Raw genomic sequence first — 16351 nt, 5'->3', positions numbered from 1 at the left:
GTCCCCGAGTCACCCCGATCAGTCGAGGGTGGCGGCGAATCCCTTGAGCCATGGGCGCAGGTCGGGACCGAGGTCTTCGCGGTCGACGGCGAGCTGCACGATGGCCTTGATGTAGTCGAGCCGGTCGCCGGTGTCGTAGCGGCGACCGCGGAAGATGACGCCGTAGACGCCACCCGTGGTCTCGGGGTTCACCGCCATCTCCTGCAGGGCGTCGGTCAGCTGGATCTCGTTGCCCTTGCCCGGCTCGGTGTGCTCGAGCACGCCGAAGACCGAGGGGCGGAGCACGTACCGGCCGATGATGGCGAGGTTCGACGGGGCTTCCGCTTCAGCGGGCTTCTCGACGAGGCCGGTGATGCGCACGACGTCGGGGTCGTCGGTGGCCTCGATCGCGGCGCAGCCGTAGAGGTGGATCTGCGAGGGCTCGACCTCCATGAGCGCGATGACGCTCGTGTTGCGTTCGACCTGCTCGGTGAGCATCTTCTCGAGCAGTGGGTCGCGGGCATCGATGATGTCGTCGCCGAGGAGCACGGCGAAGGCCTCGTTTCCGACGTGCATCTTCGCGCGGAGTACGGCGTGGCCGAGGCCGAGCGGGTCGCCCTGGCGAACGTAGTGGATGTCGGCGAGGTCTGTCGCGAACTGAACCTTGGCGAGGCGGTCCTTGTCGCCCTTCTGGATCAGGACGTCCTCGAGCTCGGTCATCCGGTCGAAGTGGTTCTCCAGGGCGTTCTTGTTGCGCCCGGTGATCATCAGGACGTCGTTCAGGCCGGCCGCGACGGCCTCTTCGACGACGTACTGGATCGCCGGTTTGTCGACGACGGGGAGCATCTCCTTCGGCATTGCTTTCGTGGCCGGGAGGAAGCGAGTTCCCAGACCAGCAACGGGAATGACGGCTTTCGTGATGCGTGTACCCATGGCCCCTACGCTATCGGCATCTAGGATGACTTATATGGACTCCGAGACCGTTCACCGAAAGCGGGCGCTCCGCGCCGAACTGCGTGAGCGCCGGCAGAACATGACCTCGGTCGAGACGGAAGCCGCGACGGCGGGCTTCACCGCGAACCTGCAGAGCATCGTCGTCGACCTCAGCGCTCGCTCCATTTCCTGCTACCTGTCCGCCAGGAACGAACCCAATACCCGGCCGTTCGTGAACTGGGCCGAGGCCCAGGGCATCCGGGTACTCTTCCCGGTCTCCCGGGACGACGGCCTGCTCGACTGGACCGTCGGAGAGGACCAGACCGAATTCCCCGGTGTCTCCGGGATGCCAGAACCCGCGGGCAGCCTGCTCGGGCCGATCGCGATCAACGACGTCGACCTGATCATCGTCCCCGCGGCCGCCGTCGACACGACCGGGCTGCGGATGGGCTGGGGCCGCGGCTACTACGACAAGACCCTCGGGTCGATGGAGAAATGTCCTCCGGTCTACGCCGTCGTCTTCGACAACGAATACGTCGACTCCGTGCCGCGTGAAGTGCACGACCAGCCCGTCGACGGCCTGGTCACGCCCACGCGCATCATCACCTTCTAACTCATCCACCCTCACGTTCATCTATTTCAATCAGGGTTCCCGGCGCGCGCCGGGTTCCTACAGCCGGAGTTTCAGTGCCTACCTATTCCTACCGTTGCACCGAGTGCGACACCGCGTTCGATATCCAGCAAGCCTTCACCGACGACACGCTGACCGTCTGCCCGACCTGCGGCGGCAAGCTGCGCAAGGTGTTCTCCTCGATCGGCGTGAGCTTCACCGGTTCGGGCTTCTACCAGAATGACTCCCGCTCGGACGCGAAGGCGGCCCTGCAGGCGCACCCGAAGAAGCACGCCAAGTCGCACGCGGACACCGCGTCGCACGGCGAGAAGGGTTCGCACTCCGACAAGGGTTCTGACAAGCCCAAGAAGGCCGAGAAGTCGGGGAAGAAGTCGGGCGCGTCGTCCGAGAAGTCGGGCGGGGCATCCGCCGGCCCGTCGTCGTCATCGGTATCATCAGCATCACGTTCGACCCCCACTTCGAGTGCGGCCCCGTCCGCAAAACCCTAAGGAGGGCCCCATGATCCAGGGCTTTAAAGAATTCATCATGCGCGGCAACGTGATCGACCTCGCGGTCGCGGTCGTCATCGGCGCGGCGTTCACGTCCGTCGTCACCGCCATCGTCACCGGGATCTTCAACCCGTTGATCGCGGCGATCTTCAACGCGGAAGACATCTCCAAATCGATGAATGTCCCGTTGCCCGGCGGCGGCAGCCTGTCCTTCGGGCTCGTGCTCGCGGCGATCATCAACTTCCTGCTCATCGCAGCCGTCGTGTATTTCGTGTTCGTGATGCCGATCAACAAGCTCAAGGAGGCGCAGGAGCGCCGCCGTGCGGCAGGCCTGCCGCCGAAGGACGCGACCGTCCCCGCGACCGAGCTCGACCTGCTCACCCAGATCCGCGACCTCCTCGCCGCGGACGCCGCCAAGCCCGACACCGGCCCGTCCCCGAGGTAGCTCTCCTCCGGCGTGCCTGCCGTAGCGTCGGAAGCGCGTACGCAACGGCGGATGCCGGGCGCAGGTCACCAGTGCGGCGGGCGGTCCTGACGCAACTGGGCCTCGTTCGCGCTCCGTGACGGCTCGGTTCCGGCGACGTGCGGTGCGACGCCGCCCTCCTCGCGCAGGACCGGCGGGTGCGGGTTCGGATCCGTGTCCGGCGCCGGCGTCAGTCGCGCCCGGCGGGCTCCGCCGCGGGCTTTCACGACGGACTGGCGCGGCGCTGACGCGGGATCCTCCGGGTCGAGTCCGTGCGACCGGTCGGCGGCACTCTCCGGGGTCTCGACCCAGTCGTCGGTGTCTTTCATAAAGCGTCTTTCCCCGGGAACACAGCCGTCTCGAAGGCGCGGCGGCTCACGCGTGCGGGTACTGCGCTGCCGGCGGCGTGGGGGGTGTGACGCCGACGAGGCCGGCGACGCGGGTGGCGACGGCGTCCGGGTTGCTGAACAGTTCGAAGGAGTGCACCCGCAGGTAGTGCCAGCCGAGTCGCCGCAGCACCTCTGGACGGAGCCTCAGCGACTCGCGCAGGCTCGCCCGGTCTACGACGGCATCCGTTTCGACGACGACGGCTCGACCGGCGTGCGAGCCCGCGAGGGCGAGCTTGCCGCGATGGCCGAGCGTCACGGTGACGCCGAGGCGTTCGAGGCGCTGGGCGAGGTCGACGAGCATCGGCTCGGTGGCATCGGGAACCTGCGCCTCGTTGTGCCTGGCTTCGGTCTCGGTGAGCACCTGGGCGAGGGCGAGGATGCCGTGGCGCTGGCGGTCCTCGTCGATGTCGGCGGGGCGGAAGCAGGAGACGATGTCCATGGCGCGGCGGGCCCGGGTCATGCCGATCGCGAGCAGGCGGTCGCCGCCGGGTTCGCCGAGCGAGCCGAAGTTGGTCAGCAGGCGTCCGTGCGGGGTGCGGCCGTAGCCGATCGAGAAGATCACCCGGTCGCGGCTCTGCGCGACGGCCTGTTCGAGGGTGAGCACGGTGAACGGTTCGGCCCGGTCCTTGAGGATGAAGTCGGCCAGGTCTGTGCGCTTGGAGAAGGCGGAAAGCACCGCCTGGTGCACGCGAACGGCGTGGCGTGCGCTCGCGGTGATCACCATGAGCGATTCGCGCGGGCGCTTGACGGCGTGGTCGAGCACGAGGTCGACGACCTTCGTGACCTCGGCGTCGACGCTCTCGACGGCTCCGCTGTCGGCGTCGGGCATGCCATGGCCGCCCGCGACGTAGTTCAGGGTGAGGCTGCCGTGACCGAGGTAGCTGCCTGCCCACGGGAGGGAGTCGATGCGGCCACCGTAGAAGCGGTGGTTGACGAGTTCGGTGAGGTCTTCGCCGCCGGCCCGGTAACTGCGGGTCAGGGTGAGGGTGGGCAGCAGTTCGCCGAGGCGGGCGAGGGCGGAGTCCGCGTGCAGGGCGTCGACGTTGGTTTCGCGCTCTGCGCGGTCTGCGAGGCTGACGCGGCTGACGCGCGCGTTGGCGTTCGTACCGCCGCCGGCATCCGTGATGCCGGTCTCGAACGGCGACGGCGTCTGGGTGACGGGGTCGCCGAAGGCCACGATCTGCTTGCCGCGACGGATGGCGCCGACGTTCTCGGCGAGGGTCGTCGCGCCGGCGTCGACGAGGAGCACGGCGTCGAAGTGCTGGTCGTCGAGCTTGGAGACCTCGTACGGCGAGGCGAGCCAGACCGGGGCGAGCACGCGGCCGAGGTGCGGGGCCGCCTTGTTCAGGCGGGACGGGGTCGCGCGGTCGGCGCGCAGCAGGCGGCGAAGGCGGTCGGCCTCCTCGGGCCAGTCGACGATGCCGATCTTCCAGGTTTCGGCGAGGAGCCAGCCGAGGCGCTGCCCGGTCGTCGACGCGTGGGCCTCGTCGACGAGACGGAAGTCGGCCTCGAGCCGGTCGAGCACCTGGGTGTTCGCGTTCAGGAGCGCCTTGTCGGCACCGAGCATGGTCTCGAGCACGGACTGCCACCAGGCGAGCTCGAGTTCGTTGGCGACGTTCTCCTCTGAGACGTGCCGCTTCGCGAGGTCGGTCATCAGGGGGTCGAGGTTGTGTTCGCGCAGCGTTGCGAGCAGCGCGGTGCGCTCGTGCAGGTTGGCGAGCACCTCGCTCTCGGCGGCGAGGCCGGAGATCGTGTAGATCAGTTCCTTGACCGGGCGCATCGCGAGCTGCCGGTTCGTGCCGGTGTTGCGCAGTGGAATGTCGAGGGCCGCGAGGTCCTCGGAGACGCGCTGGAAGGCGACGTGGACGTCGGAGATCCCGACGGGCACCTCCGGCATGACGCCGGCGACGACGTAACGCTGCCAGAGGGTGCGCTGCTGCTGGATCCGGCGGAGGCTGTCGTTCAGGTCGGTGACGTGCACGCCCGGCCGCAGGTATTCCTCGGCGAGGCGGCGCAGGCGCCGGCGGCTGGTGCCGGTCATGTCCGGAGAGTCGCGGCGGGCGGAGGTCGCCGAGATGAGCTCGGTGAGCGAACGGTCGAACACGGCCGGCTGGAACTTGTCGAGGGTGTCGCGGATGTCGAGCAGCAGCCGCAGGTACACGCCGAGCTCTGCGATGGTTTCGAAGGGCCGCAGCCGGGTCTGGCCGACGAGGCCGGCGGCACGCTCGAGCAGGCGCGGCAGCTCGACCTGGTTGACCCGCTTGGCGAGCTGGTGGGCAGCGGATGCCTCGGCCGGCACCGCGAAGGACGCCCCGTACCAGGGCGAGTCGCCTGGCCCGTAACGGAACTGGCCGAGCGCGGCCGCCTTGATCAGCGTCTGCGCCGCGGTCGCCCGGTTCTGGGCGAGGCGCTCGAGCGCGTGCCGCTCGAGCCGGGCGGTCGTCGACGGCGGGGAGGACAGCTGGGCGAGCCTTGCGAGTTCGCCGAGGGCGTCGAGTACGGAGACGCCGAGGGCAGGGTCGCGCCGGGTGAGGGCGCCGCGGTAGTCGAGCAGCACCTTGCGGAGCCGCACGAGGGCGTCGTCGACGTCGCCGACCATCGGCTGGACGGCCTTCTCGTTGCGGGTGATCGAGGCGATCAGGTCGCGGCGCAGCAGCCGTGGGGTGACGGCGACGCCGGGGAGGCCGACCTGGGTGAGGCGCTGGTTGATGCCGTCGAGGCTCGAGCGGCGGGCGCTCACGACGAGGACACGCTTGTGCTGGGAGATCAGGGAGCCGATCGCGTTGACGATCGTCTGGGTGCCTCCGGTGCCGGGCAGGGTCTTGACGACGAGGGAGTTCCCTGCCGCGATCTGCGCGACGACGTTCTCCTGTTCGGGGTCTGCGTCGAGCAGCAGCACGTCGGTCGCGGGCGGCCGGGAGTCCTGGCCGATCGGCACGACGGGGTTGTATGCGCCCTCGATGGCCTGTCGGGCGCTCGGGTTCCCCGCGATCGCGTCGAGCAGCGGATGCTCGAGGTGCGCGGCATCCGCCTTCATGGCCCGGCCGACGTCGGCGAAGGAGGATGCGACGAGGCGCGGGGTGACGTTGAACCAGGGCAGGTGCGAGGTGAGGCCGCGGAGGCGGTCGATGACGGGCTGCGGTTTGAAGGCGCCGTTGGTCACGGCGAGCGCGACGAAGGCGTCGGCGTCGAGGGTGATCTGGAACTGCTCGTGCAGCGCGCGGCCGAGTTCGGGATTCAGGAACGGCTGGCCCTTGAGCTTGAGCTCGAAGTCGCGGCCGTAGCGGCGGATCGCGAGCGGGCGGAGCAGCACCGGGCCGAGGAAGTCGACGTCACCGAAGCGCCATTCGGCGAGGCCGATGCCCAGGTGCACCGATTCGATGCCGCGCATGGAGCGCAGTTCGATGCCCTTCTGGGTGATCTCGCCGGCCGCGAGGCGGGCGTTGCGCAGCGCGAGTTCGTCGCGGATGAGGTTGGAGAGCAGGGTGGACTTGCCGGTGATGAACTGCGGGAGTCCGCCGGGGTGGGCCTGGCTCAGTTCGATGCGGGTGCGCGGCTCGTCGGCGAAGTGCAACAGAGGCGAGCGCCCGCCGATCTCGGCGAGTTCGGTGCGCCAGCGGTTCCAGACCGGCTCGGCGATGTTTCCCGCGACGACCGAGGGATCCCCGAGGCTCACGGTCTGCGGGGAGACCGCATTCCGCGGCTCACCCGACGGAGCATCCGGGTTGGTCGACAGGATGTCGTCGTCATCTTGTTTTCTATCGAGGCGCCACACACCGACACCCTAAGTCCGGAAAACACCGTTCGGCCGCAGGCTCCCCGGGTTTCGTGGGGATTCGCGGGAAAACCCGCGGATTTGTCGTGTTTGCCGACCGTCGTGCTGGACCGTGCGCTGGCGGGCGCTGCGGCCGGTGCGCTGAAGGAGGACACCACTGGTGATTCGGAGCCGACCGGGCTTGCGAGAATGGGGAAATGAAACTCCCCCTGGTCGAACTCCACCTGCACATCGAGGGCACTCTCGAACCGGAGCTCATCTTCGAGCTGGCCGAACGCAATGCCGTCGTCCTGCCTTTCGCGACCCTGGCGGAGTTGCGGGCGCAATACGAGTTCACCGATCTGCAATCCTTCCTCAATCTGTACTACCACAACCTCGACGTCCTGCGCCAAGCCGCCGACTTCACGGACCTGACCCGGGCCTACCTCAGCCGGGCCGCTGACGCGGGGGTGCGGCACGCCGAGATCTTCTTCGACCCGCAGGCGCACACGAGCCGCGGCATCCCGTTGCTGACCGCGCTCGGCGGGGTGGCGGATGCCCTCGGCACCTCGGTCCCGGACTTCGGCATCTCGACGAAACTGATCGTGACGTTCCTGCGCGACCGGCCCGCGAACGAGGCCCTGCAGATCCTCCGCGAGATTCTCGCGAGCGGGTACACGATCGACGGTGTCGGACTCGACTCCGCGGAGGTCGGCTACCCTCCGGAACTGTTCGAGGAGGTCTTCGCGCTCGCCGCGGCGAACGGGCTGCGCCGGGTCGCGCACGCCGGCGAGGAGGGCCCGCCCGAGTACGTCTGGAGCGCGCTCGACCGGCTCGGGGTGGAGCGGATCGACCACGGCATCCGCAGCCTCGAGGATCCCGCGCTCGTCGAACGGCTCGTGCGCGATCGGGTGCCGCTCACGGTCTGCCCGTTCTCGAACGTGCGGCTGCGTGCGATCGACACGCTCGCCGACCACCCCATCGTGCGGATGCTCGACCTCGGCCTGCTCGCGACGGTCAACTCGGACGACCCCGCGTACTTCGGCGGGTACATCGACGACAACCTCGCGGCGCTCGACGCCGAGTTCGGACTCGGGCCTGACCGGCTCGCCCTCCTCGCCCGGAACGGGATCGAAGCTTCGTTCCTCGATCCGGCGGAGAAGGCCGCGCTCGGCGCGGACGTCGACGCCTGGCGCGCTGCCCAGGCGTGACCGGCACCGCGAACGAGGGCTAGGGCCCCTGAGGTGCAGGGCGCCGGGACCGGTGAGGCCCTCGTCCGTGCCGCGATCGACGAGGCCCGCGCCTGGGGCGTCTCCGCCGTCGTGCTCGACACCGGATCCCTCAACGAGCGTGCCCAGCGCCTCCGTGCCGGTTTTCACCGCCTGCAGGACCGTGCGATCCCGACAGCAGCGAGACGAACAACTGGATGTCCGAGTCGGCTGGCTCGTGCTCGGCACGGTGGTTGTCCGGGTCCCCGAGCGCGGTGCTCGCCGGTCACGCACCGTCACGCACCGTCACGCACCGTCACGACCTGCCGCGGAGACGACCCTGGTCGCGCGGCCTCTGCCGTGTTCGTACGCTGGAGTGATGACTGAGCTGCCGCGCGTGTACATCCTCCACGAGAACCCCGACTGGCTGCCGCCGTTCACCGCGGCCTTCGCCGCAGAAGGCGTCGCTGCGGAGGAGGTCCTGCTGACCCGCGGCTCCATCGATCTCGACGCCGAACCCGCACCGGGCGTGTACTGGTCGCGGATGAGCGCCTCGGCGCACAGCCGCGGAAACGTGCACTCGAAGGACTACACCCGGGCCTATCTCCGCTGGCTCGAAGACTCCGGACGCCGCGTCGTCAACGGCGGGGACACGATCAACTTCGAGGTGAGCAAGGTGCAGCAACACCGCGCCCTGCGCGCGGCGGGCTTTGACGTTCCGAAGACCGTTGCCGTGTTCGGTCGTGACGACCTGCGTGAGCGCTCCCGCGAATTCGCGACGCCGTTCATCACGAAGCACAACCAGGGCGGCAAAGGACTCGGCGTGCGGCGCTTCGACTCGTTCGAGGAGTTCGACGCCTACCTGGCCTCGCCGCTCTTCGAGGAGCCGGCCGACGGCATCACCCTGCTCCAGGAATACCTGCCCGCGGAACGGCCCTTCATCACCCGGGTCGAGTTCGTCGGCGGGCGTTACGTCTACGCGGTCCGGGTCGACATCTCGGCGGGTAGTTTCGAACTGTGTCCGGCAGACGCGTGTGTCATCGACCCGGGAAACGACGCGGCACCGGTCGAGCCGTTCGCCCTGCGCAAGGGCTTCGACAGCGACCCACTGATCGCCCGGTACGAGGCCTTCCTCGCCGACCACGGCATCGAGATCGCCGGCATCGAGTTCATCGAGACCGCCGACGGCCGCCGGGTCACCTACGACGTCAACACGAACACGAACTACAACCCCGCCGTCGAGGCCAGCGCCCCGCTGCCGGCTGCCCGGGCGATCGCCCGGTTCCTCGGCGGGTTGCTGACGGCGAGCGTCCCGGCCTGACCCTGCGCTTCAGGCCTCAGGCGATCGGTTCTGATCTGCGCGGCGGGCGCCCGAAGCGGCTACAGCCAGTTGTTCTTCTTGAAGACGCGCCAGAGCACGAAGCCGCCCGCGACCATCAGCCCGAGGGCATAGGGGTAGCCGTACTCCCAGTGCAGCTCCGGCATGTTCTCGAAGTTCATCCCGTACACGGTTCCGACGAGGGTCGGAGCGAACAGGATCGCCGCCCAGCTCGAGATCTTCTTGACCTCTTCGCTCTGGGCCAGGCCCGTCTCCGAGAGGCGCCGGGTCTCGTCGTTCTGGCGCTGGGTGACGAGGGTCGAGTGCACGATCAGCGCGTTGTCGAGGATCTGCCGGAAGGCCGAGCCGCGCTCGTTGATCCGCAGCACGTGGTCGAGCACGTCGTCGAGGTGGTGGTGCAGCTCGACCTCGACGTTGTACTTCGCGAAGCCGCGCTTGAGGGCCTCGAGCATGCCGATAAGCGGCTGGGTCGCCCGCTGGAACTCGATCACCTCGCGGGACAGGTCGTAGATGCGCCGGGCGACCTCGGGGTCGCCGTCGAAGATCTCGTCCTCGATCTCGTCGATGTCGTTCTCGAGGCCGGCGATCACGGGCGCTTATTCGTCGACGAGCTGGTCGAAGATCGCGTAGAGCACCGCCTCAGGGCCGAGGGCCAGGAGCCTCGGCGTCGACTCCATCCGTGCGCGCACTTTCGCGAGGTCCGGGGATTCGGCGTGGCGGATGGTCACGACGAAATCGGGCCCGACGAAGACGTGCAGTTCGCCGAATTCGACCCGCTCCTCGGCGTCGATGTACCGGGCCGGGCGGAGCACCACGAAGAGGATGTCGTCGAACCGTTCGAGCTTGGAACGCTGGTGTCCCTTGAGCGCGTCCTCGACCGACAGGTGGTGCAGGTTGAACTCCGCGGCGATGGAGCGCAGCTCAGCCTCTTCTGGCCGGTACATCCCGATCCAGGCGAAGCCGCCGCATTCGGTCAGAGTCGCATAGGTCTCATCGAGGGAGGCGGGCGTCGCGAGGCGTCGACCGTCCACGTAGACCGCGTTGTCAATCAGTGTCATGTCGTGCTCCTCGAGTGCAGCTACCAGTGTGCCACCGGCCGTGGGTTCGGCCACACTTGGTGCATGGAATCCATCGGCGAGGTGATCGTCATGGTCGCGCCGCGTTCACCAACGGATGCCGCCGACCGAGCCCTGCTGGCGGCGGCCGCCGCGTGGGCGCTCGGCCTCGATCCCGCGAGCGTGCGGGTCTGTCGCCGCTGCCCGCACTGCGGGAGCGCCGAGCACGGGGTGCCCTCCCTCGCGGCCGTGACATCCGGGTCTGCGCCGCACCCGACCGTTCACCTCAGCCTCAGCCGGGCGTCCGGCCACGTCGCCGTCGCGGTGAGCTTCGCCGGGCCCGTCGGCGTCGACATCGAAAGCGTGGACGCCGTCGCCCGCTCCCCCCTCGCCGACGTCGCCCTGTCTCCTCGCGAGCGGGCGGCGAACGCCGCAGACCTCGCCGGGATCTGGTGTGCGAAGGAGGCGATCCTGAAGTCGACCGGCGACGGCCTCCGCGTCGATCCGCGCGACCTCACCCTCGCCCCCGCCCCAACGGCCGGGTTCGGCCCGGCGCTCGCCTCCTGGCCCGGCGCCGGCGTCGCCCTGGCCGACATCCTCCTCGCGAGCTTCGACCCCGGCGCGGGCCTCGGGCTCGTCGGCCGGGTCGCCGTGCTCGCCCGTCCCGGAACCGGCCCCGCGTCTCAGCCGGCCCTCCGACTGCTCGCCTCCCCCGACGTCAGAGCTTGGGGAGGGCGGTCCGGTAGATCCAGCGGTCGATGATGCGGCGGATTTCCTCGCTCCCGGTGTGGATGGAGACGAACTCGACAAAGGCATCCGTCGAGACGAGGCCGTGCCGGTTCGCGCGGGTCCAGGCGCGCAGGGTGTCGAAGAACACCGCGTCGCCGAGGGAGCGCCGCACGGCGTGCAGGGCGAGCGCACCGCGCTTGTAGACCCGGTCGTCGAACATGTTGTGCGGGCCGGGATCGCCGACGAGGAGGTCCTGCGGTTGCGCCTCGAGCCTGCCGCGGTGGAACACCGCGCTCTGCTCCGCGGTGCGTCCGCCGGCGTGTTCGCCCCAGATCCATTCCGCGTAGCAGGCGAAACCCTCCTGCAGCCAGATGTCGCGCCACGCGGCGGCGGTGAGGCTGTTGCCGAACCACTGGTGCGCGAGCTCGTGGGCGATCAGGCGGTCGCTGCCATGGTTGCCGTCGACGTGATTGCGGCCGAACACGGCGAGGCCGTGCGCCTCGAGCGGGATCTCGAGCACGTCATCCGTCACGACGACCGAGTACCCCGGGAACGGGTAGGGGCCGAAGGTCGTGCTGAACACCGAGACCATCTCGCCGAGCCTGCCGAAGTCGACGCCGACGTTGTGCGCGAGGTTCGACGGGAAGTGCAGCATGATCGGCACCGGGGCCGGGCCGCCCGCCGCAACCGGCGGCAGCACGCTCGAACGGTACCGGCCGATCATCACGGAGGCGAGGTAGGTCGCCATCGGTTCGACGACCTCGAAGGTCCACCTGGTGTGGCCGGAACGGGTCGACTTCGCGGTGAGCGTGCCGTTCGAGACCACGGTGTACGGCGCCTCGCAGCTCACCGCGATCCGGTACGTCGCCTTGTTGCTCGGGTGGTCGTTGCAGGGGAACCACGAAGCGGCCCCGCACGGCTGGCCCGCGACGAGGACTCCGTCGAGCAGTTCCTCCCAGCCGACCTCTCCCCAGATACTCCGCAGCGGATGCGGCGCCCCGCGATACCGCACGGCGATCTCGAACCGTTCCCCGGCTTCCATCGTCGTCAGCAGGGTCACCACGAGCTTGCGTCCGGTGTGCACGAACTTGCGCGGCCGGGCGCCGTTGACCGTGACCCGGTCGACGCTCAGCCCGTCGAAGTCGAGGCTGAACCGGTCCAGGCGCATCGTCGCCACGAGGGTGATCGTCGCGGTCGCGCGCAACTGGTTGGTCGCGACCCGGTAGTCCAGGTCGAGGTCGTAGTGCAGCGCCCGGTAGCCGCCGTTGCCCGCGCCGATCAGGTAGGGATCGCCGGCCGTGCCGGCGCCGATCGTCGTCGGGAGGTTGAGGGCGACCTTGCCGGACGAACCGGCAGAGCCCTTGCCTGCGCCGTTCTTCCCGCCGGTCTGCGGGCTCACGGTGTCCACGGCAGTCTGTGCCACGGCGAGATCGGGTTTCCTGACCAGACCGACCCGGCAGGCACCCGCTCGCCGCGCATCACGAGGGACGCGGGGCCGACCGTCGCTCCGGCATCCACCGATGCGGCGGGCAGGATCACGCTGTGCGGTCCGAGGGTGGCCCCCTCGGCGAGCGCGACCCGGTCCAGCTGCATGATCCGGTCGTGGAACAGGTGAGTCTGCACGACGCAGCCCCGGTTCACGGTGACCCCGTCGCCGAGGGCCACGAGGTCCGCTTCCGGCAGCCAGTATGTCTCGCACCAGACGCCGCGGCCCACCCGGGCCCCGATCGTGCGCAGGAACATCGACAGGGCGGGGGTCCCGGCGGCCTTCGCCGCGAACCACGGCCGGGCGACCATCTCGACGAAGGTGTCCGAGACCTCGTTGCGCCAGATGAACGATGACCAGAGCGGATGCTCGCTCACGGAGATCCGCCCGACGAGCGCCCACTTGGCGAGGCTCGTCACGACCGCGGCGACGGCACCGGCCGCGAGGAGCACGATCCCGCCGAGCAGGATCGCCCAGCCGAGACCGAGGCCGAGCCAGAGGGCGTCGAGCGCGGCGAGCACGCCGAGGGCGATCAGCCCGGTCACGACAACCGGCACGATCCGCAGCACCTCCCAGAAGGCACGGGCCGTGCGGAGACGGGCGGACGGCTGGAACGTGCGCGCCTCGTCGACATCCGTCACGAGCCGCCGCAGCCGCTCTGGCGGGTTGCCGAGCCACGAGGACCCGCGCTTGGCCTTGCGCGGCGTGGACGAGAGCACGGCGACGAGTCCGTTGCGCGGCACCGTGCGGCCGGCGCCGGCCATGCCGCTGTTGCCGAGGAAGGCGCGGCGGCCCACCTTGGCGGGCCCGATGTGCATCCAGCCGCCGCCGAGTTCGTAACAGGCGACCATCGTGTCGTCGGCGAGGAACGCTGCGGGCGCGATCGTGGTGAGCGCGGGGATGAGCAGCACGGTCGACGCCTCGACGCCCGCGCCGACCTTCGCGCCGAGCAGGCGCAACCACACCGGGGTGAGCAGGCTCGCGTAGACGGGGAAGAGCAGAGTGCGCGCGCCGTCGAGGATGCGCTCGGTCATCCAGACCTGCCAGCCGAACCGACTGCGCACAGGGTAGTAGCCCTCGCGGAGCCCGACGCCGAGCACCCGTACGGCGAGCACGACGAGCAGCGCGTACACGAGCCCGGCGACCACCACGGCGAGCGGCATCATCAGCGCGGCCCGGCCGAGCGCGAGGCCCAGGGTGCCGGCGTCGCCAATCGCGGCGCCGACGAGGAGGGCGGCGAGAATCACCGCGACCGCGGGCATCGCGGTCATGCCGAGCGCGCCGAGGGCGTATGCCGCAAGCCAGCGCCGGCCGCGTGGCGGGTGTTCGGCCGGCCAGGCGCCGCGGGCGGCCCCGACCCGGGTGGCAGGCGAGCCGGCCCAGCGTTCGCCCTCCGGCACGTGGCCGGACACGGCGGCGCCGGGTTCGATCACGGCGCCCTCGCCGATCACCGCTCCGCCGAGGAGGGTGCTGCGCGCGCCGATCGTGGCGCCGGCGCCGATCTTCACCCGTCCGATGCGCAGCACGTCGCCGTCGATCCAGTAGCCGGACAGGTCGCTCTCTGGTTCGATCGCGGCGCGCTCGCCGATGGACAGCATCCCCGTGACGGGCGGGAGCGCGTGCAGGTCGACGCCCGGTTCGATGCGGGCGCCGAGGGCCCTGGCGTAGTAGCTGATCCAGGGCGCTCCGGCGAGGCTCACGGCGTCGACGAGCAGGGACACCTGCTCGGCGAGCCAGAGCCGCAGGTGCACGGACCCCGCCCGCGGGTAGGCGCCCGGCTTCACCCCGCGGAGGAGGAGCCGGGACGCGAGAACGGAGAGCGCCATCTTGCCGGGCGGGGTGACGAAGACGAGGAATCCGGCGAGGATCCACCACCAGGACAGGGTCGGCGCGAACGTGGCGCCGCCCGCGGCGAGCAGGTTGTTCGCCGCCGCGAGGTAGACGAGCCAGCGGGCGCCGACGAGCGCGTGCAGCGGGATGCCGAGCAGGGTCTGCAGGAGCTGGCTGCGGAACGGGACCGGAAGCACGGTGCGCGCCGCGGCCACCACGGCGGGGGTGCGGGAGTCGAGTTCGTCGGCGAGAGCGCCGATGCGGGGGTGGTCGTAGATGTCGTTGACCCGGGTGTCCGGGTAGCGTTCGCGGAGCGCGGAGACGAACTGGGCGGCCGTGAGCGAGCCACCGCCGTGTGCGAAGAAGTCGGCGTCCGGACCCTCGACGGTGGACCCGAGGATGGCAGCCCACTTCTCGGCGAGCCAGGCCGCCGTCGGAGACAGCAGGCCGGCATCCGTGTCGTCGCCCGTCGCCGGGAGCGGCCAGGGCAGGGCGGCCTTGTCGACCTTGCCGGAGACCCGCGTGGGCAGCTCGTCGACGACGGCGAGCAACGGCACGAGAGCGGCGGGTAATTCCTCCCGCAGGCGCACGGTCGCCTGGCCGCGGTCGAAGGCGGATGCCGCGTCGACGAGTGCGAGGTAGCCCACGAGCACCTGGTTCCCGGCCGGGGTGCGCTGCACGACAGCGGCGGCACCGGCGACGCCCGGCAGGGTGCGCAGCGCTGCCTCGATCTCGCCGAGCTCGATGCGACGTCCGCCGAGCTTGACCTGGTCGTCGGCGCGGCCGGCGAAGACGAGGCCGGCCGCCTCGAAGCGCACGAGGTCGCCGCTCCGGTAGGCGCGCGGCCAGCCGAGGCCAGCGTGCGGGGCGTACTTCTCGGCGTCCTTGGCCGGGTCGAGGTAGCGGGCGAGGCCCACTCCCCCGATGATGAGTTCCCCGGTCTCGCCCTCGGCGACGCGGGCGCCCGCGGAATCGACGACGGCGAGGTCCCAGCCGTCGAGGGGCAGGCCGATCCGGATCGGCGCGCTGCCGTCGAGCAGCGCGGCGCACGCGACGACGGTCGCCTCGGTCGGCCCGTAGGTGTTCCAGACCTCACGGCCCCTGGCCTGCAACCGGTCGGCGAGTTCGGGCGGGCAGGCTTCGCCGCCGAAGATGAGCAGGCGCACCCGTTCGAGGGCTTCCTCCGGCCAGAGGGCGGCGAGGGTCGGCACCGTCGACACGATGGTGATCCCGTGCGCGATCAGCCACGGGCCGAGGTCGACGCCGCTGCGCACCAGCGAACGGGGAGCGGAGACGAGGCAGGCGCCGTTCCGCCAGGCCAGCCACATCTCCTCGCAGGAGGCGTCGAAAGCGACCGACAGGCCCGCGAGCACCCGGTCGGCGGGGCCGATCGGGTCATTGCGCAGGAACAGGCCGGCCTCGGCGTCGACGAACGCCGCCGCCGAGCGGTGCGAGACGGCGACACCCTTCGGCACCCCCGTCGACCCGGAGGTGAAGATGACCCAGGCGTCGTCGCTGCCGCGGGGCAGGGTGCGGTGGGTGTGCGCGAGGGTCAGGTCTTCCTCGGGCGGCAGCATCCGCTGCCTGAGCATGACGTCGTCCACCGCCGGCCGGAACTCGAAGACGCCGCCGCGGCCGATTACGCCGACGACGCGGGCCTCGCTGAAGACCAGGTGAGCGCGTTCCTCTGGGTCGTCGGCGTCGACCGGGACATAGGCGGCGCCGACCCGCAGGGTCGCGAGAATGGACACGTAGAGTTCGCGGGTTCCGGAGGGGATGCGGATGCCGACGGTGTCCCCGCGGCGCACGCCGGCCTGGCTGAGGGCGAGGGCCTGCTCGTCGACGAGGTGCCGGAGCTGGCGGTAGCTGACGGTGCCGGACTGGTCTTCGAGCGCGAGGGCGTTGGGGTGCCTGGCTTCGGTGGCGAAGAGGATGTCGATGAGGGTGCGCGCCTCCGCCGTGCGCGATCCGGCCTCGAGCACGGCCTGGGCGGCGGACTGCGCTGCGGCCTGGGTTGCGCCCTGCGGAACGGGGGTCTCGGTCACGCTCGCTCCTCGGATCGGGACG

The 16351-nt window shown here is 70.3% G+C and carries 12 protein-coding genes and 1 pseudogene; 7 read left to right on the top strand and 6 right to left on the bottom strand.

Annotated elements, in window-relative coordinates; genetic code table 11:
* Window positions 1-18: 18 nt before the first annotated feature.
* A complete protein-coding gene (galU, locus tag E3O39_RS08330) occupies window positions 19-912 on the bottom strand; it encodes a UTP--glucose-1-phosphate uridylyltransferase GalU (RefSeq protein WP_134449329.1) in 894 nt (297 codons plus the stop codon).
* 34 nt (window positions 913-946) lie between these two features.
* Here galU and E3O39_RS08325 point away from each other — a divergent pair, with 34 nt between their 5' ends.
* The 3 genes from E3O39_RS08325 (at window position 947) to mscL (ending at window position 2476) form a co-directional block, all read left to right on the top strand.
* On the top strand, window positions 947-1525 hold the full coding sequence (locus E3O39_RS08325; protein WP_134449328.1) for a 5-formyltetrahydrofolate cyclo-ligase: 579 nt from the start codon (window positions 947-949) through the stop codon (window positions 1523-1525).
* A gap of 74 nt (window positions 1526-1599) precedes the next feature.
* Complete coding sequence (locus E3O39_RS08320) at window positions 1600-2031, top strand: FmdB family zinc ribbon protein (protein WP_134449327.1); 432 nt, start codon at window positions 1600-1602, stop codon at window positions 2029-2031.
* 10 nt (window positions 2032-2041) lie between these two features.
* Entirely contained in the window at window positions 2042-2476 is a 435-nt protein-coding gene (gene mscL / locus E3O39_RS08315; RefSeq protein WP_134449326.1) for a large conductance mechanosensitive channel protein MscL, read from the top strand.
* Between the two features lie 65 nt (window positions 2477-2541).
* On the opposite strand, the gene E3O39_RS19470 is transcribed toward mscL, so the two are convergent.
* Together E3O39_RS19470 and E3O39_RS08305 are read right to left on the bottom strand one after the other, a co-directional pair.
* Window positions 2542-2823: a hypothetical protein gene (locus E3O39_RS19470; RefSeq protein WP_241975231.1), complete on the bottom strand. Its 282-nt coding sequence runs from the start codon at window positions 2821-2823 to the stop codon at window positions 2542-2544.
* A gap of 46 nt (window positions 2824-2869) precedes the next feature.
* Window positions 2870-6658: an AAA family ATPase gene (locus tag E3O39_RS08305; RefSeq protein ID WP_134449325.1), complete on the bottom strand. Its 3789-nt coding sequence runs from the start codon at window positions 6656-6658 to the stop codon at window positions 2870-2872.
* Between the two features lie 197 nt (window positions 6659-6855).
* Between E3O39_RS08305 and E3O39_RS08300 the strand changes: the two genes are divergently transcribed.
* The 3 genes from E3O39_RS08300 to E3O39_RS08290 are packed head-to-tail and all read left to right on the top strand — an operon-like array spanning window position 6856 to window position 9166.
* Window positions 6856-7848 (top strand): adenosine deaminase, encoded by a 993-nt coding sequence (locus E3O39_RS08300; protein ID WP_134449324.1) that lies wholly within the window; start codon window positions 6856-6858, stop codon window positions 7846-7848.
* 33 nt (window positions 7849-7881) lie between these two features.
* Window positions 7882-8232, top strand: a complete 351-nt coding sequence (locus E3O39_RS19840) for an N-acetyltransferase (RefSeq protein ID WP_134449323.1) — start codon at window positions 7882-7884, stop codon at window positions 8230-8232.
* Entirely contained in the window at window positions 8225-9166 is a 942-nt protein-coding gene (locus E3O39_RS08290; RefSeq protein ID WP_134449322.1) for a RimK family alpha-L-glutamate ligase, read from the top strand. The genes E3O39_RS19840 and E3O39_RS08290 overlap by 8 nt, the downstream gene beginning before the upstream one ends.
* Before the next feature lie 59 nt (window positions 9167-9225).
* On the opposite strand, the pseudogene E3O39_RS08285 reads toward E3O39_RS08290, so the two are convergent.
* Window positions 9226-10242, bottom strand: a pseudogene (locus tag E3O39_RS08285) (magnesium and cobalt transport protein CorA).
* Between the two features lie 63 nt (window positions 10243-10305).
* Here E3O39_RS08285 and E3O39_RS08280 point away from each other — a divergent pair.
* The gene (locus E3O39_RS08280; RefSeq protein ID WP_134449321.1) at window positions 10306-11001 is read left to right on the top strand and encodes a 4'-phosphopantetheinyl transferase superfamily protein; all 696 of its coding nucleotides are present in this window, start codon (window positions 10306-10308) and stop codon (window positions 10999-11001) included.
* Here E3O39_RS08280 and E3O39_RS08275 read toward each other — a convergent pair.
* Both E3O39_RS08275 and E3O39_RS08270 read right to left on the bottom strand, forming a co-directional pair.
* Entirely contained in the window at window positions 10958-12391 is a 1434-nt protein-coding gene (locus E3O39_RS08275) for a M1 family metallopeptidase (protein WP_241985020.1), read from the bottom strand. The genes E3O39_RS08280 and E3O39_RS08275 overlap by 44 nt on opposite strands.
* Window positions 12364-16329 carry a Pls/PosA family non-ribosomal peptide synthetase gene (locus tag E3O39_RS08270; protein ID WP_134449320.1) on the bottom strand — a complete coding sequence of 1322 codons (3966 nt, stop codon included), beginning with the start codon at window positions 16327-16329 and terminating at the stop codon, window positions 12364-12366. The genes E3O39_RS08275 and E3O39_RS08270 overlap by 28 nt, the downstream gene beginning before the upstream one ends.
* Between the last annotated feature and the right edge of the window lie 22 nt (window positions 16330-16351).

Source organism: Cryobacterium sp. MDB2-A-1 (assembly GCF_004402675.1).
Classification (GTDB): domain Bacteria; phylum Actinomycetota; class Actinomycetes; order Actinomycetales; family Microbacteriaceae; genus Cryobacterium; species Cryobacterium glucosi.
Note: the sequence above shows the minus strand (reverse complement) of the source record. Positions and strands in the feature narration are given on the sequence as shown.